The sequence below is a fragment of the Candidatus Merdisoma sp. JLR.KK011 genome (assembly GCF_036941125.1).
GTDB lineage: Bacteria > Bacillota > Clostridia > Lachnospirales > Lachnospiraceae > Laedolimicola.
Map to the genome: position 1 here is coordinate 1,553,353 of NZ_JAYWSZ010000004.1, position 26,264 is coordinate 1,579,616.

A 26,264-nucleotide genomic window follows, 5' to 3' on the forward strand; every position below is an offset into this window, starting at 1 on the left:
GTGCGCACAGTTCTGATACAGACTGCTTGTTTTCATACATCGTGAAGTAAATGGAAGGGGTTCTGAAAAGATGGATAAAAGGGGAGGTCCTCCCACGGGAACAGCAGCAGTAAAGCGCTCGCTGACAGAAAAACTGAAAAATGAAAATGCAGTCCTTATCCTGTTGGTGATCGTTTCAATGATTGTGTTTGGAATCACGGTTCCGAATTTTATGACAGTGGGCAATATTTTTAATCTTCTGGTACAGGCCAGCACCATCGGACTGCCGGCCATTGGCCTGACCTTCATTCTGATTACCGCGGGAAATGATCTGTCGCTGCCGACCAATATGGCCTGCAGCGCCATTCTAGGCTGCGCGATTATGCAGAAGACCCAGAATACGCTTCTGGGCGTTCTTGCAATACTGGCCGCTGCGGTCTGCTTCGGCGTGATCAATGGTTTCTCAGTGGCAAAGCTTAAGATGGTTCCCATGATTGTGACCCTGGCGATCCAGACGCTGAATGTGGGGATTTCCGAGTTCTACACCCAGGGGACAAGCGTGGGCGGCCTGCCCCAGAGCTTTTACAGGATTTTCGCCAGCCCGCTGTTCGGGGTCGTGCCCGTATCGGTGCTCATTTTTCTGCTCACTGCCTTTATCATGCACCAGATACTTACGAAAACTGTCTTTGGAAGAGAGCTTTTTCAGACCGGAATCAATGAAAAGGCGGCTCGGGTAAACGGTGTGAATACCACGAGAATTCTGTTTGTGATCTATGTTATCGGCGGCTTTATGGCGGGAATCAGCGGCGTGCTGACGGCAGCCAGGCTGACAGCGGCCGGAACCTCCATGGGGCCGGTAAGCGCCTTTAACAATATTATCTGCGCCTGCGTGCTGGGAGGAGCCAGCGTGTGGGGCGGCAAGGGAACCATTCTCGGAACCCTGATAGGCAGTATTGTGATGGCGATTATCACCAATGTGATGAATCTTTTGAATGTGAATTTCTTTGTAACCTATGTTGTGAAAGGGATGATTATTATCCTTGTCTGTTATCTGGATGTTCTTAGAAACCAGGAAAAGGGGAGATGATAGGAGATGGCGGAACAAATAACCTTACAGATCAACAATATTTCCAAACGCTTTCCCGGCGTCAAGGCCCTTGACCAGGTCAGCATAGAGGCCGGAGGCGGCGAAATCATCGGCCTCATCGGCGTGAACGGCGCCGGAAAGTCTACCCTGATGAACATTCTCGGCGGCGTATTTCCCCAGACTGAGGGCGAGATCCGGATCAACGGGCAGGAGATCCATATCAAAAGCCCCCAGGATGCGGAAAAGTATGGGATTGGCTTTATCCATCAGGAGCCGGTGATGTTCCGGTATATGACGGTAGCCGAGAATATCTCTGTGTCCCGGCTTCACGGAAGGGTCAATTACAAGGAGCTGAATGCAGCGGCCAGGAAGAGCCTGGAGCAGATGAACTGTGATATCGATCCTCGGAAGAGAGTGGCGGATCTGCCCATCGGAGAAAGGCAGATGGTTGAGATTGCCAGGGCTTTGTCCTCAGGGGGGAAGATTTTACTGTTTGATGAGCCTACGGCTTCTTTTACAGATAAGGAAAAGCTGCGGCTGTTTGAGGTGATTCGGCAGCTGAAAAAGACGGGAGCCTGCATTTTCTTTATTTCCCATTTCCTGGATGAAGTGGAGGAGCTCACGGATCGCACCATTGTCCTAAGGGACGGCAGAAAGGTGATTGACGGGAAGACGGCCGATATCTCCCGGAAGGAGATTCTGCAGAACATGATTGGCGGAGAGATGGTCCGGGTTGATAATGAGGAAGAGCGGAAATTTGAGAAGGTTCTTATGCGTGTAGAAAATCTGACGGCAGGGGACAAGCCGGATCACGTAAGCTTTGACCTCCACGAGGGTGAGGTGCTGGGAATCTGGGGGCTTATGGGAGCCGGAAGAACGGAGATCTTAAGGGCTCTTTACGGGCTTGATAAGGCAGACGAGGGAACGGTTTCCCTGGATCTGGGCGACGGCAGGGGGCTTAAAGTAATTCCGTTTGCACAGATGCGCGAGCATTGCGGCTATGTGACGGAGGCCCGCCACGACGACGGCTGTCTGCTTCCCTGGTCTGTGTGGGAAAATATGTCCGCGCCCAATCTTAAGAATTATAAAAAGAACCGGCTGTTTCTGGACTTTAACAGACAGAAGGAGGAAAGCAGCGAGTACTGTAAGAGGCTGAATGTAAAAACACCCTCGATCTATACAAAGGTTTCCACCCTTTCCGGCGGAAACCAGCAGAAGGTGATTATGGCAAAATGGCTGATGAAAAAGCCGAAGGTGTTCTTTATCGACGAACCTACCCGGGGCGTGGACGTGGGGGCAAAGGCGGAGATCCAGCGGATGGTCCGGGAATTGGCGGCTTCGGGAAGCTCCTGCCTGGTGGTCTCCTCTGAGATCGAGGAGCTGTCCGCCGTCTGTGACCGGGTCGTGATTCTGAACCGGGGAAGGCTCACGGGCGAGCTCTTAAAGAAGGAGATTGATAAAGATACCCTGATGCACCTTTGCGTCTGATGAAGGAGAGGATGTCATACTATGAAATTTAAAACAAAACAGATTTCGGTCAGGGATTTCCTGATCAAATATGCCCTGTTTATCCTGATTGTTGTACTGTGGTTTATCTACGGCATGAACAGCCCGCACTTTTTTACCATAAAAAATCTCCGCTCCCTGCTTACCAATGCGGCGCCCCTTCTGATCTATGCCACGGGTATGACCTATATTCTGGTTCTGGGGGAGATTGATCTCTCGGTAGGCTCTGTGGGAGCCGTGGCGGCTGCGGCCTGGATCTTAAGCATGACAAAGCTGAAGCTGCCCCTTTATGCTGCCTTTTTGATTGCGCTGCTGGTTGGTGCGGTGTGCGGCGTCCTGACGGGATTCATGGTGGTGAAGCTGCGGATCAATGCATTTATGGCTTCATTAGGGATGCAGTTTATTCTTCGGGGAATCTGTTATCTGTCTGTGAACGGAGAACAGATTCTGACCCCCAAGGAGGTGCATACCTTTGCAAATTACCGGCTGCTGACCTTATCGCCGCTGATTTATATAAGCCTGCTGATTGCAGTTGTGATGATGCTGATCTACAGATACACAGCCTTCGGAAGGAAAATCCAGGCCTGCGGATGCAACCGGGAGGCGGCCAGGACAATCGGCATCCATGTGGATCGGACAAAATGGTCTGCGTTTATCATAAGCGGAATGCTTGCCGGCCTTGCAGGCTCCCTTCAGTGTGTGAATTTCGGAATTCTTCTTCCGGGAAGTATCGGGGAGGGAAGTGAATTTCTGGCGATTACAGCCTGCGTTCTGGGAGGAACCTCTCTGATGGGAGGCGTGGGCAGCATTATTCCCGGAACCCTGATCGGCGTAATCTTTTATTACAGCATTGAGAACGGCCTGGGGCTTCTGGGGGCAAACGTATACCTTTATCCCATTGTGCGCGGAATTGTTATCTACCTGGCTATGGTGACGGATTCTTTGAAGCTGTCTGTGGGCCGGAGAATATCCCAGACGTCTTAGAGCGCTGGCATAGATATAGAAAGGAAAGGGCCAAGATATGAAAAAATTTAAAGTAGGATTACTGACCATGTCGGACGGGCGTCCCTATCTTCATGATCTGCAGCTTGATATGAATATGCGCTATCAGAGGGAGATCCGTGAGCGCCTTGAGGAAACCGGCCTGGTGGAGGTTGTGGAAGGCGATCAGCCGGTGAATTCCAACCAGGCGGCAAAGGAGCAGGCCGGGAAGCTGAAGGCTGCCGGAGTGGAAATGACGATTTTCAATTACGCCATCTGGTGTTATCCTCAGTATACGGCGGTGGCCACAAACTTTGCGCCAGGGCCTTATCTGTTGTTCTGCAACATTCATCCTTCGGAGTGCGGAATGGTGGGAATGATGGCGGCGTCCGGTTCCCTGGATCAGATGAACCTTGCCCACAAACGGATCTTCGGTTTCATCGGCGACGACGGAGTACTGGGAAAGGTGCTGGGCTTTATCCGGGCTGCCTGTGCGGTGAACCGTCTTCGGGGGCTGACTTATGGCAATTTCGGAGGCCGGCCTATGGGCATGTATACCACCGTGGCCAATCTGGCCCAGTGGCAGAGGATGTTCGGCATTGACATTGAAAATGTAGAGCAGTATGAAATCATGCGTTACGGCAATGAGGTGGAGCAGGAAAAGGTGACGGCAGCCAGGCAGTGGCTGGAAGCCCGGGTGGGGCGGATTGCTTACAACGATTCCAACTTTACGCCTCAGAAGCTGGAGACGCAGATCCGCTCTTACTATGCCCTGCGTAAGATTATCGAGGAACGGGGACTTGATTTCATTGGCATAAAAGCCCATGGTGATCTCACTGACTGGTATGTTACAATGGATCTGGCCGAGGCCTTCTTGAATGATCCATATGACTGGGACGGCCCCCATGAGCCTGTTGTGGCGGCCACTGAGTCGGACATGGACGGGGCGCTGACCATGCAGATTCTCAAGGTGATTGCAGGAACGCCGGTGCTGTTTGCGGATGTGCGCCACTATGAGAAGTCTGTAGACTGCTGGTTCTTCGGCAATTCCGGAACCCATGCCACCTACTATGCGGGAGGCAGCATGATTCCGGAGGAGAATCTAAAGCATGTATCCCTTCTTCCTGAGTCCAAGGACTACCCGGCAGGGGGAGGCAGCGTGCATCACTTTGCGGCTCCGGGGAAGGTGACCCTTGCCCGTTTTGCCCGTAAGGGAGACGACTACTATCTGACCATTGTTCCGGGGGAGATTGTACAGTTTTCCCGGGAGAAGATGGAGGAGCTGGGGAACACGGCCACCCCTCCCTGGCCCATCGCATTTACAAAATGCAGGGTTTCTGCCGATGAATTTATTGAGAAATATCCCTGCAACCACATCCACGGCGTTTATGGGGATTATGTGGAGGAATTAAAGACTGTGGCAAAGCTTCTGCATATCCCGGTTCAGATTTTGGAGTGATAGTATGACGACCCAGGATCTTGCGAATGTCCAACCGTATATTCGTATGGTAAAGATAAAAAAGTCCGTTCATCTGGAAGGGGCCTGGGAAGATCTGGACTATGTGATCATTTATATTGCAGAGGGCTCTTTGGATTATATTCTGGAGGGCCGGCGGTATCATATGAAGGAAGGGGATTTTATTCTGATACCGCCGTATCTGCATCATCTGATTATGAAGACGAATGCAGAGCCCCTTATTCAGTATGTGCTGCATTTTGACTTTTACATGGATGAGGAGCGAATGAAGATCCCTCATCAGAGCGGCATGAATCTGCGTTCCAGATATCCGGTTCCGGAAAAGGAAAAGCTTCTGGGCGAGAAGGAGATTGTGGGGACCATACGCCAGAGCGAGCGGTATTCCGTGGAAAAGCTCTTTCTTTCCATGTATCACGAATTTTCCAGGGAGGAAGAGGGGTACCAGACTATGCTCAAAGGGATGGCGCTGCAGTTTCTCACTATCATGGTGCGTTGTTTTCCGCACTCCGGCAGAGCGGGCCGGGAGGAGAAGGCCAAGAAAACAAAGTCCTGGAAGCTTGTGGAGAATGCCTTGGAGTATATCTGCCTCCATTACAATGAGGAACTGGATAATGTAAAGATCAGTGAAGCCATTCACGCTTCCCCAAACTATCTGTCGAAGCTGTTCCAGGATTACATCGGGGTGTCCCTTCATATGTACCTTCTGAATTACCGGCTGGACAGGGCCCAGGAATTTATGATGAGCGGCAGGTACAATATTACAGAGACGGCTTTAAAATGCGGATTTTCCAGTGTCCATGCATTCAGCAAGGTATTTAAGCAAAAAAGGGGCTTAAGTCCCAGCGCTTACATGGAAATGATTGAAGACAGCAACAATTCCATGCTGGAAAAGGTGGACTACAATCCGCAGAAACAGATATATTTTAATCAATAATATGTTGGAATGAAGAGCGGTTTTGTGGTATAGTCTTCATAGGGACGCTGAGGAATCAAAAACAGCAGTCTGGTTTATGGAAATGAGGGGAAGAAGGGAATGGCAGAGACACAAAAAGGGCTTTTTGGTGAAGTGCGCAGACAGGAAATAGCTTCTCTGGTTAAAAAAAAGAGCAGGGTAACAGTTGACGAATTAAGTGAACAGTTTTCTGTTTCTACGGCAACGATCCGAAAAGATTTGACAGAACTGGAACAGCAGGGAATGCTGAAGAGAACCCACGGAGGCGCGATCAGCCGGAATTATGCCAACTATGAGCAGACCTCTATGGAAAAAGAAGGGCAGAATGTGGCGCAGAAGCAGGCCATTGCCAGGCTGGCAGCCCAGTATGTTCATTCCGGCGATGTGATAGCCCTGGATACAGGCACTACGACCTTTGAGCTTGCCAGACATATTGTCAATATTCCCAATCTGACTGTAATTACAAATGATTTAAAGATTGCGGGATTTCTGGAGCAGAACAGCGATATTGCAATAGTTCTTCTCGGAGGAATGGTCCGCCATAATTTTCACTGTACCATCGGGAGCTCCGTGCTGAGCGCTTTGGAAGCATTCTATGTAGACACTCTGTTTGTTGCTACGAACGGCATTTCCATTGTACGGGGCTTAAGTACATTCCGGATAGATATTGCGGAGATTAAGCGCAAAATGATTGCTGTTTCGGCGAAGGTTGTAGCGCTGGCGGACAGCACAAAGATTAATAATGAGACATTTTCTGCTTTTGCCGGAATCCAGGATATCCATACCCTTGTTACGGATCAGAAAGCGGATCGGGAGTTTGTGAGGGAGGCTGTCTCCCTGGGAATCGAGGTCGTCCAGGCAGAAATCTGACGCTCCCGGCATTTGTCAGACGGATGTGAGTATATTTGTCTGATTCCTTAACGGAAGAACGATAATGTGGAAAGAGAACTTTTTTTCATCAAATGAAAAAAGGTTCTTTTTTTAGTCTGCAGATTTGTCCGGGGCTTTATTAATTTAGTTTATTAAGCACAAAAGAAAAAACAGAAAACAGTTTAAAAATATAAGAAAAGATTGAAAAATGCAAAAAAATAATAAGATATAAAACAAAAACAATTCAATATGAAAAAAACAGAAACAATACCGGAAAAATAAAAATTATCATTTTGCCGGATTGATTTTTTAAACAATATTTTACAGTGGTACATTTTCTATAAATTATTACACAAAAAAACGAAAAAAATAAACAAATTGTTATTGACAAGAAAGGAGAAATATATTATTCTGTGCTTAGTTAAGTGAATTAAGTAAGAACGCAGGAATATAGAAAACGATTGTAAAGGTGAAAGAAAATGAAAAAGGATTATGTAATCGGAATAGATTTCGGAAGTGATTCCGTCCGGGCGGTAGTCGTAGATGTGACGAACGGAGCTACCGTGGGAAGTGATTTCTGTGAATATGAACGATGGATGAAAAAGCTGTATTGCGACCCGTCACGGAATATGTTCCGTCAGCACCCTCTGGATTATCTGGAAGCCTTTGTAAAGTGTGTCAGAGGTGCGCTTAAGGATGCGGGGGAGGATGCGGGAAACTTTGTCCGCGGAATCGGAGTGGATACGACAGGCTCCACGCCGTGTCCAGTAGATAAGGACGGAACCCCTCTGGCGCTGCTGCCAGAGTTTGCAGAGAATCCCAATGCCATGTTTTATCTGTGGAAGGATCATACGGCCATCGAGGAGGCAAAGGAAATCAATGCGGTATTTTCCAATTTCGGCGGCGAGGATTATCTGAGATTTCAGGGAACCTATGCATCCGAATGGTGGTGGGCCAAAATCCTCCACGGCTCCAGAGCAGATGAGCGGGTGAAAGAAAAGGCCTATGCCTGGGTGGAGCACTGTGACTGGATTCCGGCGCTTTTGACGGGGAATACAGATCCCAATACCATGTACCGCTGCAGCTGTGCGGCCGGGCATAAAGCGCTGTGGCACAGTGATTTTGGAGGACTGCCCACTATGAAGTGTCTAAATGAGGTAGATCCTTATCTGGCTTATGTGGCGAAGCATTATGCAAAAGTACCTCAGGTATCCACCCATCAGGTTGGAGTGATCACGAAGGAATGGGCAGAGCGGCTTGGAATTAATGAGCAGGTGATTGTGGGAGGAAGCTCTCTGGATGCCCATGCGGGAGCCGTAGGAGCGGGGGTAAGGCCGAATGTTCTTGTGAAAGTGATCGGAACCTCTACGGTAGATATGCTGGTACATAAACGGGAAAGCTTAAGGGGCAGAGATCTGCATGATTCCTGCGGACAGGCGGAAAATTCCATTCTTCCGGGCTATGTGGGAATGGAAGCCAGCCAGGCGGCTTTTGGAGATTTGTGCACCTGGTACCGGAATCTGTTAATGTGGCCGGCCGGAACCCTTATAAATGAGACAGAACTGATTGAGGATAGTACAAAAAAGGCGCTGATAAAAGAAATCCGGGAACGGATGCTGGACAGGATTACCCAGGAGGCTCTTAATGCAGAGGAGGATTCGGAGCTGACAGTGATTGACTGGTTTAACGGACGCAGATATCCCATGATTAATGAGACTGTGAAAGGAGGGATGTATGGTCTGACCCTGGGAACGGACGCAGTGGAGTTGTTCAAAGGTATTCTGCAGGCTGCGGTATTTGGTTCCCGGCGCATTATTGATTCTTTTGTTTCAAGAGGAATTCAGATTGATGAGATTATTACCGTGGGCGGAATACCGAAAAAGTCTCCTCTGATTATGCAGATGCTTGCAGATGCCATGAAAAGGCCCATAAAGGTATCCAATCTGACTCAGGCATGCGCCCAGGGCTCCGCCATGTATGCGGCTGTAGCGGCAGGCTTCTATCAGGATCTGGAGGAGGCCCAGGCGCATATGAACGTAGGTTTTATGAAGATCTATATGCCGGAGGAAAAGAATTTTGAGAAATACGACAGGCTTTACTGTCAGTATCTGAAGGTGGGAAGGCATTTTGAGGAAATACAGGCAGCGCGGAATGGAGGCTGAATAGAGGCGCCAGGCCTGAAGAGGGGAACATTTAGATGGAAAAGGTAGACAGAAGTGTCGTTAATATGGCGAATAAGGTGAATGTCCTGCGGATACTCTGGGAAAACAAATGTATCTTCCGGGCAGAGATTGCCCGGATGACGGGACTTTCACAGCCTACCGTTTTGAAGATTGTAGATGAATTCATGGAACGGGGGCTGGTAAATATCAGCGGAAAGGGCATATCCAGCGGCGGAAAGCCGCCGCTGATGCTGGAGTTCCGCTGGGACGCCTATTACATCATCGGCGTAGACATCAATGAATACCGGATTGAGATCATTCTGATGGATTTAAGCTTTGATATCATTGACAAGCGGATTCAAGATAACCGGGAGGTTGATACGGCAGACACTATATTAAAGCGTCTGGCTGAAGAAATCAGAGAGCTTATAGGTGAACATCCCAACGAGGAGAGCCGTATCCTGGGAATCGGTGTGGGAATTCCGGGGATCGTAGATGCGCAGAAAGGAATTTTGATTTATTCCACAGAACTGGGATGGAAGAACGTAAACTTAAAGGAATATTTAAAGCAGTATTTTGACGGACAGATTACCATTGATGACAGTACCAGAGCCTTTGCCATAGAGGAGAAAATTTTCGGGAAAGGCAAAGATATTAAGAATTTTCTCTGTCTGAACCTTGCTTCCGGAATCGGCTCGGCCCTGGTGCTGGACGGTAACCTGTATTATGGAAGCTCAGGCTCTTCCGGACAGCTTGGACATGTGGCAGTAGAACGGGAAGGTCCTTTATGCTCCTGCGGCAATTATGGATGTCTGGAACATTATGCTTCCGGACGGGCTATCGAGGAGGCGGCAAGAAGGGTAGTGGAAAATCACTGGGAATCACAGATCACCGATTTGGTATATGGAGATGCGGGAAAGGTAGATTTGAACATTGTTTTTGAGGCGGCTATGGGAGGCGACAGGACGGCCCTTGGAATTCTGGAAAAGGCGTCGGACTATCTGGCAATGGCTGTTTCGGGAGTTGTGAATCTGACAGACCCGGAAATGATAATCTGCGAAGGAAAGATCAGCAGAGAATGTCCCATTTTTATGGAAATGTTTAAGACGGCTCTTCGCCGCAGAGGAATGAAATATGTAGGAAGAGAAGTTGAAATTGTCATATCCAATACGGAAAACTATATGGGTTCCTTTGGCTCCGCGTCCTTTATCCTGGAACAGTTTATCAAGAGCGGAGGGGAAGCAGAGCGGTTTGTGCGTGTCAGAGGGAATAGCAATCAGCGTTTAGATTACGTTGGTTAATATAAAGGAGGATTCTTATGAAAACAATCAAAGCAAAACCAATCACTGTTGAAAACTTTGCACCGTATGGGAGCTTTACCAGCATTGTAGAGCCTTCGGGCAATGCCCTGGGGAATTTTTACAATGACAAGGTGCTCCTTCCGGTATCGGGAAGTATGCCGGTTGCTTTTTCGCCTCTGGTGATGGACAAGCCGGACAAAATGATAATCAGTGAGGTGGAATATCACAACACCACAGGGGAAGGGATTCTTCCGGTGGACGATGACGTAGTCATGCATGTTGCGCCGCCGGGCAAGGAGCCGGTTCCGGAGCTTACCGAGGCATTCATTGTTCCGAAGGGAACCATGGTTAAGATTAATACAGGTGTGTGGCATATGGGAGTGCTGCCGCTCAATCGGGAGCAGGTACATGTTCTGATTGTCCTTCCGGAACGGATTTATATGAATGACTGCACGGTAGTGGCATATCAGGAAGAGGATCAGATGGAAATTGTGTTATAAAGCGGTTCGCCGCTGAAAAATAAAAGGAGGATAAGTAATATGCCGAATGTAAATGAATTATTTTCTTTAAAGGGCCGTACAGCGATTGTGACGGGAGGCGGCCAGGGACTTGGAAAGTCCATGGCAATCGGACTGGCTCAGGCGGGCGCTGATATTGTGATTGCCGCCAGAAGAATCGAGACAGCCCTGGCAACCCAGAAGGAGATCGAGGCGCTGGGAGTGAAATGCACTGTTATCAAGGGTGATATGCGTGTGGAAGAAGATGTAATCCGTATGGTAAACCAGGTAGTAGAGGAATACGCAAAGATTGATATCCTCTTCAACAATGCCGGAACCTGGAGGGGTGATGATGCGGAGAAGGTTACAACTGAGGACTGGAAAGAGGTTATTGATGTTAATCTCACAGGTCCCTTCATCGTATCCCGTGAAGTTGGAAAGGTAATGTTAAAGCAAGGAAAGGGAAGTATTATCAACGTAGCTTCCATGTCGGGCATGATTGTCAATACGCCGCAGAATCAGTGTGCTTATAATGCATCCAAGGGCGGACTTATCATGCTGACAAAATCAATGGCGGCCGAGTGGGCAGACCGAGGTGTAAGAGTCAATGCACTGTGCCCTGGATATATGAGAACGGAAATGAGCGAGGAGCGGTATCAGAGAAAGGATCCTGCAATTGAGAGATGGTTTTCCATGACGCCCATGGGAAGATCCGGCGTGCCGGATGAGCTGATGGGAATTGCAGTGTATCTGGCGTCGGATGCATCCAGCTTTGTGACGGGTTCCACGTATCTGGTTGACGGCGGTTATACTGCTTGGTAGAAAAACAGCCAAAAAAGAAAACGTATGGAGGTATCAAGTATGAAAAAGAGATTATTGGCTTTGGTAAGTGTAGTTATGGTAAGCGCCATGGTGCTGGGCGGCTGTGGAAGCAAGGCCCAGGAGCCTGCAGAAGCTCCGGCAGAGGAAGCTTTGGCGGAACCGGCAGAGACGGAAGCCCCGGCAGAGACACCTGCGCCGGCAGAGGGCGAAGCCATCAAGATCGGTGTGTCCGTTGCGGATCAGTCCAATCCCTTCTACATTGACATTGTAGACGGAATGGAATCTGCGGCAAAGGAAGGCGACGAGCTGATTATCGTAGACGCAGGCTTTGACGCGGCCAAGCAGCTGAACGATATTGACGATATGATTCAGCAGGGCGTCGGCGTGATGCTGATTGACCCCGTTGACTCCAACGCCATCAAGTCAGCCATTGAGGCATGCGATGCGGCGGGAATCCCTGTGATTGCATATAATTCTCCGCTGAATTTCGAGATTGCATCTACGGTTGCCACAGACAACTATCTGGCGGGCCAGCTGGTAGGCGAGGCTATGGGAAAGGCTCTGGAGGGCAAGGGTAAGGTTGCGATGCTGACCTACAATGTGGCAGAGGTGTGCCTGGATCGGGCCAACGGCTTCAAAGACGCTATCGCAAATTATCCGGATATCGAGATTGTTGAGGAGCAGGAGATTCAGCCCGGCACAGATACAGCCCTTCCGGTAGCGGAGAATATTCTTCAGTCCTACCCGGATCTGAACGGCTTCTTCGCACTGAATGACCCGTCTGCACTTGGCTGCGTGGCTGCGGTTGAGAGCGCAAATCTGCTGGAACAGGTGAAGATTGTAGGCGTTGACGGTTCTGATGACGCCAAGGCTGCTATCGCAGAGGGCAAGATGCTTGCAAGTGCGGCGCAGGATCCTGTTACCATCGGCTCTGAGGCTGTTGCGACTGCTTATAAGGTAATCGCCGGCGAGACGGTTGAGACTGACATTAAGATTCCGTCTTATCTGGTTGACGAGAGCAATGCGAAGTAAGGTGAATGAAGATAACCGGGGCGGTGCCCGTTCACCGCAGGGAGCTGCCGCAGAATAGGCGGCAGCTCCAAAGTCAATGGAGGTTAGGCATGAGCGGTAATTATTATTTGGAAATGCTCGATATTAACAAAACATTCCCCGGAGCAAAAGTACTTAACCATATTGATTTTAAAATAAAGCCAGGTGAAGTACGGGCGCTGATGGGGGAAAACGGCGCGGGAAAATCCACGCTGATGAAGATTCTCGGAGGTATTTATCAGAAGGACAAGGATTCCGGAAGGATTTTGATAGAAGGCAGGGAAGTAGAAATCAATCACGTGGACGATGCCAAAAAATACGGCATCAGCATTATTCATCAGGAAATCAGCCTTGCGGAAAACATGACGGTTTATGACAACATCTTTATGGGCTGTGAGCTGGACGCCGGCATCCGGGGCTTTCTGAATGATAAGGAAATGATACGCCGTGCTCAGGCCATTGTGGACGAATTGAAGGTGGGGATTGACGTCCGGCAGAAGGTGGGGGAACTGAGCATTGCCAAGCAGCAGATGATCGAGATCTGCCGGGCCCTTCTCTCTAAGGCAAAGGTCATCGTCATGGATGAGCCCACCTCCTCGCTGACGCAGACAGAGATTGAGCAGCTGTTTGAGCAGATAAGAAAGCTCAAAGAAGACGGGATAGCAATTATCTACATTTCCCACCGGATGGAAGAGATTTTCCAGATCTCCGATTCCATTACCGTGCTCAGGGACGGAGCGCTGATTGGGACGAAAAAGGCCTGCGAGCTGGATAACCGCAAAATCATCGAGATGATGGTGGGACGGGATCTGGACAATTATATGCGCAGCGATGCAGTCTTTGATATCAAAGATGTGTGCCTGGAGGTAAAAAATCTCAATAATAAAAAGCTCAAGGATATCAGCTTCACCTTGAGAAAAGGCGAGGTTCTGGGATTTGCAGGTCTTGTGGGTGCCGGGCGTTCGGAGATGGCCAGGGCAGTCTTTGGGATTGACCGCATTGATTCGGGACAGATCCTGGTTAACGGCAGGGAGGTAAAGATCAGGAACGCCTCCGACGCTATTCGTGCCGGAATCGGGTATGTGCCGGAGAGCCGGAAGGAGGAGGGCCTGGTTCTGTCCAATTCCATCAAGTTCAATCTGACCATTTCGGTACTGGAACAGTTTATCAAGGGCTGCTTTGTGAATCGGAAAAAGGAGACGGAGCTCATTGACGAGTATGTGAATAAGCTCTCGATTAAAATGGCCTCCGCTGAGCAGCTGGTGCAGTATCTGTCCGGCGGAAACCAGCAGAAGGTCGTGGTTTCCAAATGGCTGGCCACAAAGCCGGATATTTTGATTCTGGACGAGCCCACAAGAGGAATTGATATCGGGGCAAAGACGGAGATTTACCATCTGATTGTGGAGATGGCTAAGGCCGGTGTGGCGGTTCTTTTGATTTCCTCTGAGATGGAAGAGATTATGAATCTGAGCACAAGAATTGTCGTTATGTACGAGGGCAGGATCAAGGCGGTCCTTACAGAGGAGGAGACAAAGAAGGCAGTCCAGGAGGACATTATGTGGTATGCGTCGGGGAGGAAGAAAGATGAAGCAGAATGAGAAGAAAAAGAATTATCTGATTGATAACGGGATTGTTAGTTTTGTGCGGAGAAATATGGGAATTCTGATTGGACTGGCCGTGCTTTTCCTGTTCCTTTCCATATTTACCAATTCTTTTCTGACAGCCAAGAATATGCTGCAGGTTCTCCGCCAGATCTGTATCAATGCGCTTCTGGCCTTTGGAATGACCTTTGTGCTGATTATCGGGGGCATTGATCTGACCGTGGGCTCGGTGGTGGCAATCAGCGGCGTGTCTATCGTGATGCTGCTCAATATGGGGATTCCCCTTCCGGCCGCATTTCTGCTTGCGCTTTTGATTGGCTCCCTGGTGGGGCTCCTCAACGGAAGCATTATCGCATTGACGGGAATGCCGCCCTTTATCGTAACCCTGTCTCTCCAGGGGGCTATCCGGGGTGTGGCCTATGTGATTACGGACGGGCGGAGCGTTTCCTGTGAAAATGAGGTGTTCAATGCCATTGGAAACGGCTATTTTCTGGGGATTCCCCTTCCGATTTACATTGTTGCCTTTGTGATGCTTTTGATTTCTGTTATCTTGTACTACACGCGTTTCGGAAGAAGAATGTATGCGGTAGGAGGGAATGTGACGGCGGCGCAGTTTTCCGGAATTCATGTAAAGCAGATTACTATCTGGGTCTATGTGATCTCCGGCACCTTGTCGGCGCTGGCCGGAATCATTCTTGCCTCCCGTATGTACTCCGGCCAGCCGGCGTCAGGACAGGCCTATGAGTCGGATGCTATCGCCGCCGCAGTGCTGGGCGGAACAAGCTTTAACGGCGGAATCGGGACCATCGGAGGCACTCTGATCGGCGCGCTGGTGATTGGCTTTCTGACGAACGGCCTGAATCTGCTGCACATTTCGTCCTATGTGCAGATGATTATTAAGGGCGTGGTGATTATCGGGGCTGTCGGAATTGATATCTTGAAAAACAGGAATAAAGGGAATTAAAATCAGTAATATTCTGTCAGTGCACAGATCGATTTACAGACGCAGGGAACTGCGGCTGGAAATTGATCTGCAAAAGGTGTACTGACAGGATATTACGGAACTGGAATAGAATCAGTAATATTCTGTCAGTGCACAGATCGATTTACAGACGCAAGGAACTGCGGCTGGAAATTGATCTACAAAAGGTGTACTGACAGGATATTACGGAACTGGAATAGAAAGGTAGGATTATGGATCAGAGAAAGAAAAAAGAACTGGAACGGCTGGCGTATCAGCTTCGGATCACCGGGCTTCGGATGGTGCAGGAGGCGCATTCCGGGCATATTGGGGGAGCGTTTTCGCTGTCGGAGATTATGGCGGTGCTATATTTTGATAAAATGAATATCCGTCCAAAGGAACCGGACTGGGAGGAGCGCGATCGCTTCGTGCTCTCCAAGGGCCACGCCACGGTGGCGCTCTATCCCGTTTTGGCCCACAGAGGCTTCTTTCCGCTGGAAACCTTGAAAACGTTCCGCAAGCTCGAGGGAGAGCTGTCCGGTCATGCAGAGATGCGCCATGTTCCGGGAGTTGATATGTCTACCGGCTCTCTGGGCCAGGGATTTTCTGCCGCAGTGGGAATGGCAGAGGCAGGAAAGCTCTCCGGCAGATCTTACACAACCTATGCCGTGCTGGGGGACGGCGAGATTGCAGAGGGCCAAATCTGGGAGGCCTGCATGTTTGCGGCAGCCAGAGGCCTTGACAACCTGACGGGAATTCTGGATTCCAACAAGGTACAGCTGGACGGAACGGTTCAGGAAGTGCTGGATACCGGAGACTTGCGGGCAAAGTTTGAGAGCTTCGGCTTCTATGTACAGTCCATAGACGGCCATAAGGTGGAGGAGATTGCCGGGGCCATTGACAAGGCAAAGGCCTGCAAGGGAAAGCCTTCCATGATCATAGCCAATACCGTGAAGGGAAAGGGCGTTTCCTTTATGGAAGGAAACCACGCATGGCATGGAAAGACGCCGGATGAAAAGCAGTTTGCGCAGGCGTTTGAGGAATTGGAAGCGGCGCTAAAGGAACTTTAAAAAGAGAGATTTAGAGTACTGAAAAACAGTAATATTCTTCACAGTGCACAAATCGATTTCCAGGCACTTGTGACTGGAAATTGATTTCATACCAGTGTACTGGGAAGGATATTGCGGAACTGGAATAGGAGGCATAGGTATGGCGGAGAAAATTGCAACAAGACATGCGTATGGGGAGGCCCTGGCGGAGATTGGAGAGAACCCGAGAATCGCAGCGCTGGACGCGGACGTGTCCACCTGTACCATGTCCTGCATGTTTGGAGAGAAATACCCGGAAAGATTTTTGAACGTAGGAATCGCAGAAGCGAATATGGTAGGAATTGCAGCGGGAATGGCAGCTTCCGGCTACATCCCTTTTGTACATACCTTCGCAATGTTCTGCGCAGGCAGAACCTTTGATCAGATTCGCAACAGCGTGGCCTATCCGGGATTGAATGTAAAGCTGGTAGGAACCCATGCGGGACTGACAGTAGGCGAGGACGGGGCAACCCACCAGTGCCTGGAGGATCTGGCCCTTATGCGCGTGATACCGGGAATGACGGTAATCTGTCCGGCAGACGGCAATGAAACCCGGGCGGCAGTGCGGGCAATTGTACAGCACCAGGGCCCGGTCTATCTGCGTCTTGGCCGCCTGTCGGTAGATACGGTGACAGACACGCCGGATTACACATTTGAGATCGGAAAGGCGCATATGATGCGTCAAGGTACAGAAGCAACGGTCATAGCCGCAGGCTGTATGCTGCAGGAGGCCTTAAAGGCGGCGGATATGCTTGAGCAGGAGGGGATTCAGGTACGTGTTCTGGATATGCATACCATCAAGCCGCTGGATGAGGAAGCCGTGCTTGCAGCAGCAGGGGAAACGGGTGTGATTGTGACGGCAGAGGAGCATAACATTCTCGGAGGTCTGGGAGGCGCCGTTGCGGAAGTCGTGTCCTCCCTCTGCCCGGTTCCGGTTCTTAGGGTGGGAACCCGGGACACCTTCGGCCATTCGGGAAATGCCCTGGAGCTTCTTAAGCGTTACGGGCTGACCGCCGAGGCCATTGCAGAGCAGGTGAAAAAGGGGATTGAACTGAAAAATCAGTAAGAGCTCTCAAACAAATGTGCCAAGAGGAACAGGAATAGGAGGCAGAGATGAAGGCGATATTGCAGCCATTTTATTTCGTGGGAAGAAATGAAAGAGAAGTAAGAGAATACGGACAGCAGCTGGAACAGTTAAAGAGGCTTTATGGAGAAGATGCAGAATTTTTGGAGGAAAAGGAGTTCGGATCCGAGATTCCCAAGGAGGCCCAGGCCATTATTTTCCCACAGCTTTTCGGAGCGGTTTTCCGGGAAAAGGAGCGTCTGGGTAAGATAGAGCTTCCCATTATTATTCTGACCTCTGAGTTCGGAACGGTGGAAATGTGGGATTGGGAGATTGTGGCCTGGCTTAGGGACGAGCTTCACTTAAATGTATTTTCTCCCTACAAGGAGGAGCTTGCCCGGGTGATTCTGCGCACCATAGCCGCAAAGGCCGAGATGAGAAGCGGAATGAAATTCCTAATGATGCAGGACGATCCCGGCGAGGGAATGCAGGCTTACCTGTTCAAGCGTTTTTACTGGTGGGATGAGGACTGCACAAAGGAGATTGAAGATGCCTTTGGGCTGAAAATCCTGTATCGGAGCTGGAAGGAGGTTAATGAGCAGGCAGAAGGGTTCACGGACGAGGAGGCTCTTGCACTCTGGCAGGAAAGAGCTGTTCCCACAGAAGGCGTGCCCGAAAAGAATATCCTGAAGGCGGTAAAGCTCTACATGGCAATCCGCGCCCTGATCCGGGAGATCGGGGGCGTCCAGGGAGTGGGCTGCAACTGTCTGAACGAATCCTTCCACAGCAAGACGACGCCCTGTCTGGCGTGGAACTGGATCTATGAGTATGATCACATTATCTGGGCCTGCGAGGGAGATACGGTGACCCTTGTCAGCAAATACATCATGCACCAGGCCTTGAGAACTCCTATGATGATGACCAATATCTATCCCTTCCTGGTGGGGATGGCGGCCCTGAAGCATGAGAAGATTCAGAAGTTTCCCGACATCCCGGATCCGGACAACCACGCCCTGGGCGTACACTGCGGCTACTTCGGCTTTGCGCCTCAGAGCTTCTGTACAAAGTGGACGATGCGTCCTAAGGTTCTGGAGATTGTAAACGAAGACGCCGTTGTCATAGACTGCGAGATGAAGACAGGTCCCATAACCATGGCGAAGCTGCGGCCGGATATGAAGAAGCTTACCATTATCGAGGCAGAGATCGAGGACTATGTGCAGTATCCCGGCTCCGACTGCCGCAACGGCGCCTTGATCCGCTTTTCGGGAGGCAGCGGCCATAAGGTGATGGAAAGCCTTTCCTCCCATCATGCCATTCTGATACAGGAGAAGCAGACCTATAAGCTTCTTGCTATGGCAAGGGTGCTGGGGATTGAGGCGGAGGTTATTTGAAGCTAATTTTTTAATAAGGGCAGATTCAACTGTACATCCGTCCCGATATCCTGGGTACTGTACACGTTGAGGCCATACATATTTCCGTAGGTCAGCTTGATTCTGGAATTTACATTCATCAGGCCTACGGAAATTTTGCTTGCCTCGCTGTTCTCGATGGCGGAATTGGATTCCAGGGCGGCATTGATCATCTCCAGACGGGACTGGGAAATGCCGCAGCCGTCATCCTTTACATTGATAATCAGCCGCTGCTCTGTAATATAAGCGCGGATCACAAGAAGGCCGCTGCCGATTTTGGTCTCCAGCCCGTGATGGATGGCGTTTTCGATGATGGGCTGGATAATCAGTTTGGGAATGATACAGTCCCGGGCATCGTCGTCAATATAGGCCTCCTTGATGAACTTGTTGTTAAAACGCATCTGCTGGATCAGAAGATAAGATTCCACATTATTAAGCTCCTCCTCCAGGGTCACCGTGGCATTGTGATTGCTGATGCTGTAGCGGAAAAGCTTGGAGAGAGCCCGGGTCATAACCTCGATATCCTTGATGCCCCAGCGGATGGCCTGTCCCCGGATACAGTCCAGGGTATTGTAGAGAAAATGTGGATTGATCTGGCTTTGCAGAGCGTCGAATTCCGCCTGCTTTTTCATCAACTGCGCATTGGACTCCCGGAGCATGAGCTGCTGCATATTATTGAGAAGGGCGTCAAGCTCCTGGAAAATGGAGGAAAGCTGACGGGATCTGCTGAGGGAATCCAGGCAGAAATCTGTCTTTCCTTTGCTGACGCCCTTTAAGACCGTTTCGATTGTGATGATAGGCTCAAAGATTTTCTTGTGGATGAAGAAGAAAATCAGTATGAACAAAAGAAGATAGACAGCCGCAGTCCACAGAAAGCCAGACCAGAGGGAAAGAGGAGAGGGCAGAGGAGCGGCGTAAAAGGCGGCGACGGTATCGTCCAGCTTTTGATAAAAAACAATGTGCTCCTCCAGCTCATACGTTCCCCGGCTCTTGTAACCAGATTTGAAATCCGAAAGATCTAGATCCGGAGCAGAGGCAAAGCGTATGGTTCCGTAATTGTCCTTGATAAGCAGGATTCCCTTTGAAGCCATGGACTGGCTGACAGGGGAGAAATCTCCCTTCAAGTCATAAGCTGCCTGCGCATACCGCAGACTGAAACGAGCTTCTCTTTCCAGGACTTCCTGTTCCCATTGGTTTTCCCGGGCAGTCTTAAGACCCAGAAGGGAGAGTGGAAGGATCAGAAGAATCACAAGGAAAAAGAGGAACAGTCCCTTCAGAGTGGTGCGCATATTCATATCGAGGAAAAACGTGCGGAAGCTTTGGAGGGTATTTTTTAACAAATGATAATTCTTTTTCATGGGAGCCTCACTTATACATTTTCCGGTATTGTGCAGGAGATACATGGCAGCGGCGTTTAAAGAGCTTCGCAAAATACTTGGGGTCGCGGTAACCCACCTGCTCTGCGATCTCTGTGATGGACAGAGCAGAGTTTAAGAGCAGCCTTTGGGCTTCCTCAAGCCGTTTTCCGGCAATATAATCGGTGATGGTTACATCGAATTCCTTTTTAAACAATTCGCTTACGTATTTTTCATTGAGAAATACCAGCTTTCCCAGATTGTTGAGAGAGATTTCCTTCTGATAATGCTTGTCAAGGTAGGCCAGTATGGTCTGGGCAGCCGTGGCAGAGGTGTCCGGAGGAGCGCACAGGGCCTTGAATTCCTCCAAAAGGCAGGTCAGATAATCCAGAATCTGCTCCCGGGAGGAAAGGGCTTCCGCTGTGCTCCAGGCAGTTTCCAGCGGCGCAGAGGGAGAGACATCCAGGTTATTGGACACAGGCAGGGTATAAATGTATTTTAATACTGCGTGAACCAGTTTCATAATGACAGAAGGATTGGGGAGCTCCCGGTAAAAGCATTTCTCAAAAATATGCCGGATAACGGCCTGGGCATTCTTGTCTGTGGTTCCGGTGATATAGTGGAGGATGGCCTGCCGATCCTTGGGCTGAAAATAGGCATCCATAGATACGGAGTCATAGGGAGCCTCCGATAGATCGATGATTCGGTTGGTTCCTACCTGGATTCGTGCGTGGATTGCCTCCCGGGCCGTGACAAAGGAACGGGAAATATATTGGTCTGACACGCAGCCGATGCCGAGGGTTACACGGCAGTCGGGGATATGGGGCAGGTTTTGTTTGAAGAAATAAAAGATATCCCGGGCTGTCCGGTTGACTTCGGAGAAAGCCGCCTCTTGGAAATTAGCCATACAGACAACGGAGGTGTGAAGCTTTACAGAGACCAGGTCATAGCACAGGGCAGAGAGATCCTTGTAAAAGCGTCCGGAGATTGCGCTGAGGGAAGCGTCAAAATACTCCAGGGCCACCGAGGAATCAATGGTGTACTGGAACACCTGGAATTGTCCCCGGGCAAAGGCGCTGCTGCACTTATCGTTAATGAGGGCCAGAGGAAACTGATCAATCAGACAGATATCCTCCTTTAAGAGGGACAGAAAGTACTGCTCCTTTAGTTTTAAGCGGTTGTCCAGAAGCTGGCGTTTCAGCTGCTCGTCCTCCAGAGCCTTTCTTTGGACAGAGGAGAAGCTGCTTTTGATGGATGAGAGCAGATCCGTAAGCTCCTCCGGATCAACAGGCTTTAAGAGATAGCCCAGGGCTCCGTTCTGCATGGCAGATTTGGCATATTCAAATTCACTGTGGCCGCTGATAATCACAAATTTTGTGTCTGGGGACAGTGGCTGGCATTTTTCAATTAATTCCAGGCCGCTTAAGCCGGGCATGCGGACGTCAGTGAAAACCAGATCGGGCTTTTGGGAGGAAATGGAGGCAAGGGCTTCCTCCCCGTTGTAGGCCTGGCCGACGATCTCAAAGCCGTAGCTGTTCCAGTCAATGAGGTCGCAGATGAGCTGACAGACCCAGTATTCGTCATCTACAATAATCGTTCGTATCATATGTATGTCTCCTATTCCAGTTCCGTAATATTACTGATTTCCAATCTATAACTGCTCTAATGTGATGATATTGCTCATGGTGATTTCGGAATTCACAAGCTCGCCCTTGATGCGGCCTTCCCTCATAATAATCAGCCGGTGGCAGAGCTTGATTGCGTCGTCGGACTCCAGGGAGGCGGCGATTAAAACCGTGGTGCCGCCGGCGGCCAGATCCGCTATGGCGGAGAGGGTTTCCTGCTTGGAGTTCAGATCCATGCCGTTGGCAGGCTCGTAAAGCAAAAGAAGCCGCGGCTTTTCGGAAATGCACTGGGCAATCTGGAGCTTGTGAAGGGTTCCGTTGCTCAGATGACGGATAGGCGTATGTATGGTCACATGCTTGTTGTAAAGATATCTTAAATAGGTAAGAGCAAAATGCTGCTCCATATTTTTATTAATCCAGCCAAAGCTGCTGATCCGGCGAATGGAATGGAGGGTGAGATTCTCCTTGACGTCCATATCCGGCAGCAGGCCGGAGTGGCTGGCCCTGTTCTCGGTAGAATAAGAAATGTGCCTTTTCCTGGCGTCCCTGGTATTACGGATGACAGCTTTTTTCCCCTCGATCCATACGGAGCCGCTCTCAACCTTGTGAAGGCCGAAGAGGGCATCCAGAACAGCGTCCTTTCCAGACTCCACAGAGCCGACAAAGCCAAGGATTTCTCCGGCATTTGCTTGAAAACAGATGTCGGAGAGCTTTCTGCTGCACAGATGCTCCACCCGCAGCAGCTCCCGGTTCTTCGGGGGATGGACAATGCTTGCCTTGGGGGCCTCTGTTTTGGAGAGAATGGTGATGAGGGTTTCCTTTGTGAACTCGGATTTATCTGAAAGACAGGCGGAAACGCCGTCCCGCAGGATCAGAATCCGGTCGGCAAAGTAAAGTGCGTCTTCCAGGTTGTGGGTGATATAGATGGCAGAGGATCCGCGAGCCTTTAAGGAATCCAGAATTCCTTTTAGGCAGCGCTTATCCTCCTCGGTGGTAAAAAGAGGAGGCTCGTCCAGAATCAGAAGACGCGGATCGGCGGTAAGAGCGGCTGCAAGCTGAACCTTTGATTTTTCCGGCAGGGACAGGGAAGCGGCAGGCTCAAAGGGGCTGCGGTTCAGATTCACAAGCCGGATATATTCAAGGGCAGGCCCGTCATACCTTTTGGGGTTGAAGAAGGTCGGTTTTTTGGCAGACAGAAAAATATTTTCGGAGATGGAAAAGTCATTGATAATGCTTCCATAATCATAGACGACCTGGATTCCCAGGGCTTTGGCATGGGGAATGCTGTGATTGTGGATCTGTTTTTCCTGGAAAAAAATGCGGCCGGAATCCTTGGGGATCACACCGCCGAGAATCTTCATTAAGGTAGATTTTCCGGCGCCGTTTGCACCCAGCATGACGATGGTTTCGCCTTCAAAAAGGTTAAAGGAGACATCCTTCAAGACCTTTTCCTGGCCAAAGGATTTGTTTAAGGATTCCGCCCGGAACAATTCTTTTCTCATATGCTGCTCTCCTCTGACTTGAAAACTGCGGCCTGTGTCCATTATATCGTCTGCAGGCTGCAAAAACAACTGTCAAGGTCAGGAAAGGTGGAGGATTTCCGGTTGAAAAGGGGGAAATGGGAAAGGTTCTGGAAATCAGCCCCTCCGTGACGAAAAAAGAATAGCGAGACGAAAAAAGGAGCTGTTTTATACCGGCATGCATATGGAAATCCTACACTTTTTCCAGGAAAAGCGCAGTTTTTCCATGGAAGAGCCTGCTATATAATAGATTTGTCAAAGGGAAATACAAAGAAGGAGGAGCTACGATGTCGAATAAGGTTGAAATGCGGCATATTTCAAAAAGCTTTGGTGGGATCAAAGCTCTGAATGACGTAAGCTTTTCTGCCAAAAGCGGAGAGGTTCACGCGCTGATGGGAGAAAACGGAGCTGGAAAATCGACTCTGATGAAGATACTAGCCGGAGCGTATACCCGAGATGCCGGCGAGATTCTCATAGACGGAAATCAGGTTTCTATCACGGATCCCAAGAGCAGCAGGGCCCTTGGAATCTCCATTATATACCAGGAGTTTGCCCTGGCCTCTCACCTGACAGTGGCAGAAAATATTTTTATTGACAACCTGGGAGACGGGCGGAGGATTCTGCGGTGGAAAGAGCTCTATGGGAAGGCAAGAAAGCTTCTGGATACGCTGGGATTTCCGGACATTGACGTAAAAAGCAGAGTGGAGGAGCTGTCGGTAGCTTACCAGCAGGTAGTGGAGATATGCAAGGCTCTCTCCCGGCAGTCAACCGTTCTCGTATTTGACGAGCCGACGGCGGTGCTGGCTTCCGGCGAGGTGAGCCAGCTTTTTAAGCTGATAGGCAGTCTGAAAGAACAGGGCGTCTGCATTATCTATATTTCCCACCGGCTGGAGGAGATTTTTGCTATCTGCGATCGGATTACCGTTATGAAGGACGGGTGCTATGTGGATACGGTGGACACCAAAAGCATCACGGAGGACGAGCTTGTAACCAAGATGATAGGACGGAATCTTACGGAATTCTTTCCGCCGCGCAACCCGGTGATCGGGGACGTGGTTCTGGAGGCAAGGGGGCTTAAGAGCGGCAGACGCGTGAAGGACGTTTCCTTCTGTGTGAGGAGCGGAGAGATTCTCGGCATCAACGGACTGGTGGGGGCTGGGCGGACGGAATCCATGCGGGCCATTTTCGGAGCAGACAAGAGGGAAGAGGGCGAGCTGGTTCTTTTCGGGAAAGGGAGTCATATTACATCGCCGAAGGCAGCCGTGAGACAGGGAATCGGCATGCTTCCCGAGGATCGCAAGCGCAGCGGCGTTTTGCTGAATCTGTCTATCCGCTATAATATAACGCTCACCTCCCTTAAGAAGCTTTCCAACGGAATCGGCTGGATCAACCGGAAGAAAGAGGATGCGCAGATTGAGGAGCTGGTTGAAAAGCTGAAAATAAAAATAGCAGGGGTGGAGGAGCCGGTCTCTACCCTTTCCGGCGGAAACCAACAGAAGGTCGCCCTGGCAAAATGGCTGGGGAGTGAATGTAAGATTCTGATTTTTGACGAGCCTACCAGAGGCGTGGATGTGGGAGCCAAGGTAGAAATCTACAAGATTATGAATCGGCTGGCGGAGGAAGGGGCGGCGATTATTATGATTTCCTCTGAAATGCCGGAGATTATCGGCATGAGCGACCGGGTCATTGTAATGCGCGAGGGCCGGGTAACCGGGGAGCTTAATAAGCAGGAGCTCAATGAGGAAAATCTGATCAAACTGTCAATGGGGGTAAAAAGTAAATGAGTAAAAAAGCGAAAACATCCGTTTCTTTGAAACGTTTTCTGGTGAAATACAATGCAATCGCCATACTGGTGCTCTTGGTGGCAGCGTCTGCGGTTTTATCCGATGTGTTTCTGACACCGCAGAATATCTTTAATATATTAAGACAGAATACGCCGATTTTTCTAATTTCCATGGGTATGCTGTTCGTGGTGCTCACCGGCGGTATTGATCTTTCTGTAGGTTCTATTGCGGCGGTAGGGGGAATGATGATTTCCGTGGCTCTGGTATCCTGGAACTGGTCAACGGTGATCGGGCTTATCATCAGCATTCTGCTGACCTTGGCGGCTGGAGTTTTTCTTGGCTCTATAAGCGGCGCCCTGGTGGCTTATGTGCGGATGGCTCCCTTTGTGGTGACGCTGGCCATGATGACCATTGCCAGAGGATTTGCTTATATGATTACCAACGGGCAGCCTATCCGGTGGCCGGAGAATACGCCGGGGACACAGATTATGACGGCCTTTGGAAGCGAAAAGCTTCTGGGAATTCCCTGGCCGGTGCTTCTGGGGGCGGTTATATTTCTTATCTGCCTGCTTGCATCCCGATATACCGTCTTCGGACGTCTGGTTATTGCCTCGGGTTCCAATGAGTCTGCGGTGAACCTGGCGGGCATCAGCGCCAAACGGTACAAGTTCAGCGTATATGCAATCAGCGGTCTTCTGTCTGCTATGGCCGGAATTGTTATGACCTGCCGCTCCGGGACAGGCACGCCGGTGTCCGGATCCGGCTATGAGCTGGATGCCATTGCAGCCTGCGTGATCGGAGGGGCCAGCCTAAACGGAGGGAAGGGAAAGGTGGGCTCTACCTTAATCGGCGTGCTGATTCTGGGGCTGATTACGAATATAATGAACCTTCTTAGCGTACCGGCTTATCCCCAGGAGATTGTAAAGGGCGTGATCATCATCGGAGCCGTATTTGTCCAGAGCATCAGCGACGAGCGGCAGAGTATCTGAGAAGTTGTTCCGGCTGCAGCCGGATAACGAGCCGGCCCTTTTGGGGGCGGTGATATAACTATAGAAACAGTAATATGCCCGAAGAAGATGCGTTGAAGGGGGATATTACGGAACTGGAAACAGTAATATCCCCGAAACGCATAGAAGGATTTACGGACGTATGTATTTACGGCCGGAAATTCTTC

At 50.1% G+C, this 26,264-nt stretch carries 21 protein-coding genes; 18 read left to right on the plus strand and 3 right to left on the minus strand.

The window, feature by feature from the left end:
• Positions 1-70 precede the first annotated feature (70 nt).
• The 16 genes from VV089_RS21315 to VV089_RS21390 all read left to right on the plus strand — a co-directional run bounded on the left by VV089_RS21315 (position 71) and on the right by VV089_RS21390 (position 18,788).
• Positions 71-1,066 (plus strand): ABC transporter permease, encoded by a 996-nt coding sequence (locus tag VV089_RS21315; RefSeq protein ID WP_334337300.1) that lies wholly within the window; start codon positions 71-73, stop codon positions 1,064-1,066.
• A 6-nt stretch (positions 1,067-1,072) separates the two neighbouring features.
• Positions 1,073-2,554: a sugar ABC transporter ATP-binding protein gene (locus VV089_RS21320; protein ID WP_334337301.1), complete on the plus strand. Its 1,482-nt coding sequence runs from the start codon at positions 1,073-1,075 to the stop codon at positions 2,552-2,554.
• Between the two features lie 21 nt (positions 2,555-2,575).
• Positions 2,576-3,556 (plus strand): ABC transporter permease, encoded by a 981-nt coding sequence (locus VV089_RS21325; RefSeq protein WP_334337302.1) that lies wholly within the window; start codon positions 2,576-2,578, stop codon positions 3,554-3,556.
• 37 nt (positions 3,557-3,593) lie between these two features.
• Entirely contained in the window at positions 3,594-5,012 is a 1,419-nt protein-coding gene (locus VV089_RS21330) for an L-fucose/L-arabinose isomerase family protein (protein WP_334337303.1), read from the plus strand.
• Positions 5,013-5,016: 4 nt separating this feature from the next.
• Complete coding sequence (locus VV089_RS21335) at positions 5,017-5,964, plus strand: AraC family transcriptional regulator (RefSeq protein ID WP_334337304.1); 948 nt, start codon at positions 5,017-5,019, stop codon at positions 5,962-5,964.
• Between the two features lie 99 nt (positions 5,965-6,063).
• On the plus strand, positions 6,064-6,852 hold the full coding sequence (locus VV089_RS21340; protein ID WP_334337305.1) for a DeoR/GlpR family DNA-binding transcription regulator: 789 nt from the start codon (positions 6,064-6,066) through the stop codon (positions 6,850-6,852).
• A gap of 479 nt (positions 6,853-7,331) precedes the next feature.
• Positions 7,332-9,014, plus strand: a complete 1,683-nt coding sequence (locus VV089_RS21345; RefSeq protein WP_172544450.1) for a ribulokinase — start codon at positions 7,332-7,334, stop codon at positions 9,012-9,014.
• A 35-nt stretch (positions 9,015-9,049) separates the two neighbouring features.
• Positions 9,050-10,315 carry an ROK family transcriptional regulator gene (locus tag VV089_RS21350; RefSeq protein WP_172544451.1) on the plus strand — a complete coding sequence of 422 codons (1,266 nt, stop codon included), beginning with the start codon at positions 9,050-9,052 and terminating at the stop codon, positions 10,313-10,315.
• Between the two features lie 17 nt (positions 10,316-10,332).
• On the plus strand, positions 10,333-10,815 hold the full coding sequence (locus VV089_RS21355; RefSeq protein ID WP_172544452.1) for an ureidoglycolate lyase: 483 nt from the start codon (positions 10,333-10,335) through the stop codon (positions 10,813-10,815).
• 39 nt (positions 10,816-10,854) lie between these two features.
• Positions 10,855-11,634, plus strand: a complete 780-nt coding sequence (locus VV089_RS21360; RefSeq protein ID WP_334337306.1) for an SDR family NAD(P)-dependent oxidoreductase — start codon at positions 10,855-10,857, stop codon at positions 11,632-11,634.
• A gap of 39 nt (positions 11,635-11,673) precedes the next feature.
• Positions 11,674-12,666 (plus strand): sugar ABC transporter substrate-binding protein, encoded by a 993-nt coding sequence (locus tag VV089_RS21365; protein WP_334337307.1) that lies wholly within the window; start codon positions 11,674-11,676, stop codon positions 12,664-12,666.
• An 89-nt stretch (positions 12,667-12,755) separates the two neighbouring features.
• Entirely contained in the window at positions 12,756-14,282 is a 1,527-nt protein-coding gene (locus VV089_RS21370; RefSeq protein WP_334337308.1) for a sugar ABC transporter ATP-binding protein, read from the plus strand.
• Positions 14,269-15,249, plus strand: coding sequence for an ABC transporter permease (locus VV089_RS21375; RefSeq protein WP_172544456.1), 981 nt, complete (start codon positions 14,269-14,271; stop codon positions 15,247-15,249). Before VV089_RS21370 ends, VV089_RS21375 begins: the two co-directional genes overlap by 14 nt.
• Before the next feature lie 230 nt (positions 15,250-15,479).
• Positions 15,480-16,316 (plus strand): transketolase, encoded by an 837-nt coding sequence (locus VV089_RS21380; RefSeq protein ID WP_334337309.1) that lies wholly within the window; start codon positions 15,480-15,482, stop codon positions 16,314-16,316.
• Between the two features lie 139 nt (positions 16,317-16,455).
• The gene (locus VV089_RS21385; protein ID WP_172541877.1) at positions 16,456-17,400 is read left to right on the plus strand and encodes a transketolase family protein; all 945 of its coding nucleotides are present in this window, start codon (positions 16,456-16,458) and stop codon (positions 17,398-17,400) included.
• 47 nt (positions 17,401-17,447) lie between these two features.
• Positions 17,448-18,788 carry a hypothetical protein gene (locus VV089_RS21390; RefSeq protein WP_334337310.1) on the plus strand — a complete coding sequence of 447 codons (1,341 nt, stop codon included), beginning with the start codon at positions 17,448-17,450 and terminating at the stop codon, positions 18,786-18,788.
• A gap of 2 nt (positions 18,789-18,790) precedes the next feature.
• Here the strand turns inward: VV089_RS21390 and VV089_RS21395 are convergent, their stop codons facing one another.
• From VV089_RS21395 to VV089_RS21405, 3 genes are read right to left on the minus strand one after another with little or no spacing between them, the layout of a single operon-like run.
• On the minus strand, positions 18,791-20,164 hold the full coding sequence (locus tag VV089_RS21395) for a sensor histidine kinase (protein WP_334337311.1): 1,374 nt from the start codon (positions 20,162-20,164) through the stop codon (positions 18,791-18,793).
• A 7-nt stretch (positions 20,165-20,171) separates the two neighbouring features.
• Complete coding sequence (locus VV089_RS21400; RefSeq protein ID WP_334337312.1) at positions 20,172-21,767, minus strand: response regulator; 1,596 nt, start codon at positions 21,765-21,767, stop codon at positions 20,172-20,174.
• 45 nt (positions 21,768-21,812) lie between these two features.
• The gene (locus VV089_RS21405; RefSeq protein WP_334337313.1) at positions 21,813-23,288 is read right to left on the minus strand and encodes a sugar ABC transporter ATP-binding protein; all 1,476 of its coding nucleotides are present in this window, start codon (positions 23,286-23,288) and stop codon (positions 21,813-21,815) included.
• A 305-nt stretch (positions 23,289-23,593) separates the two neighbouring features.
• Here VV089_RS21405 and VV089_RS21410 point away from each other — a divergent pair, with 305 nt between their 5' ends.
• Together VV089_RS21410 and VV089_RS21415 are read left to right on the plus strand one after the other, a co-directional pair.
• Positions 23,594-25,090: a sugar ABC transporter ATP-binding protein gene (locus VV089_RS21410; RefSeq protein WP_334337314.1), complete on the plus strand. Its 1,497-nt coding sequence runs from the start codon at positions 23,594-23,596 to the stop codon at positions 25,088-25,090.
• The gene (locus VV089_RS21415) at positions 25,087-26,079 is read left to right on the plus strand and encodes an ABC transporter permease (RefSeq protein ID WP_334337316.1); all 993 of its coding nucleotides are present in this window, start codon (positions 25,087-25,089) and stop codon (positions 26,077-26,079) included. The genes VV089_RS21410 and VV089_RS21415 overlap by 4 nt, the downstream gene beginning before the upstream one ends.
• Positions 26,080-26,264 lie beyond the last annotated feature (185 nt).

Bases quoted from the DNA above. Each gene is read 5' to 3' on its own strand.
- VV089_RS21315 (WP_334337300.1), top strand. From the start codon at position 71: ATGGATAAAAGGGGAGGTCCTCCCACGGGAACAGCAGCAGTAAAGCGC.
- VV089_RS21320 (WP_334337301.1), top strand. From the start codon at position 1,073: ATGGCGGAACAAATAACCTTACAGATCAACAATATTTCCAAACGCTTT.
- VV089_RS21325 (WP_334337302.1), top strand. From the start codon at position 2,576: ATGAAATTTAAAACAAAACAGATTTCGGTCAGGGATTTCCTGATCAAA.
- VV089_RS21330 (WP_334337303.1), top strand. From the start codon at position 3,594: ATGAAAAAATTTAAAGTAGGATTACTGACCATGTCGGACGGGCGTCCC.
- VV089_RS21335 (WP_334337304.1), top strand. From the start codon at position 5,017: ATGACGACCCAGGATCTTGCGAATGTCCAACCGTATATTCGTATGGTA.
- VV089_RS21340 (WP_334337305.1), top strand. From the start codon at position 6,064: ATGGCAGAGACACAAAAAGGGCTTTTTGGTGAAGTGCGCAGACAGGAA.
- VV089_RS21345 (WP_172544450.1), top strand. From the start codon at position 7,332: ATGAAAAAGGATTATGTAATCGGAATAGATTTCGGAAGTGATTCCGTC.
- VV089_RS21350 (WP_172544451.1), top strand. From the start codon at position 9,050: ATGGAAAAGGTAGACAGAAGTGTCGTTAATATGGCGAATAAGGTGAAT.
- VV089_RS21355 (WP_172544452.1), top strand. From the start codon at position 10,333: ATGAAAACAATCAAAGCAAAACCAATCACTGTTGAAAACTTTGCACCG.
- VV089_RS21360 (WP_334337306.1), top strand. From the start codon at position 10,855: ATGCCGAATGTAAATGAATTATTTTCTTTAAAGGGCCGTACAGCGATT.
- VV089_RS21365 (WP_334337307.1), top strand. From the start codon at position 11,674: ATGAAAAAGAGATTATTGGCTTTGGTAAGTGTAGTTATGGTAAGCGCC.
- VV089_RS21370 (WP_334337308.1), top strand. From the start codon at position 12,756: ATGAGCGGTAATTATTATTTGGAAATGCTCGATATTAACAAAACATTC.
- VV089_RS21375 (WP_172544456.1), top strand. From the start codon at position 14,269: ATGAAGCAGAATGAGAAGAAAAAGAATTATCTGATTGATAACGGGATT.
- VV089_RS21380 (WP_334337309.1), top strand. From the start codon at position 15,480: ATGGATCAGAGAAAGAAAAAAGAACTGGAACGGCTGGCGTATCAGCTT.
- VV089_RS21385 (WP_172541877.1), top strand. From the start codon at position 16,456: ATGGCGGAGAAAATTGCAACAAGACATGCGTATGGGGAGGCCCTGGCG.
- VV089_RS21390 (WP_334337310.1), top strand. From the start codon at position 17,448: ATGAAGGCGATATTGCAGCCATTTTATTTCGTGGGAAGAAATGAAAGA.
- VV089_RS21395 (WP_334337311.1), bottom strand. From the start codon at position 20,164: ATGAAAAAGAATTATCATTTGTTAAAAAATACCCTCCAAAGCTTCCGC.
- VV089_RS21400 (WP_334337312.1), bottom strand. From the start codon at position 21,767: ATGATACGAACGATTATTGTAGATGACGAATACTGGGTCTGTCAGCTC.
- VV089_RS21405 (WP_334337313.1), bottom strand. From the start codon at position 23,288: ATGAGAAAAGAATTGTTCCGGGCGGAATCCTTAAACAAATCCTTTGGC.
- VV089_RS21410 (WP_334337314.1), top strand. From the start codon at position 23,594: ATGTCGAATAAGGTTGAAATGCGGCATATTTCAAAAAGCTTTGGTGGG.
- VV089_RS21415 (WP_334337316.1), top strand. From the start codon at position 25,087: ATGAGTAAAAAAGCGAAAACATCCGTTTCTTTGAAACGTTTTCTGGTG.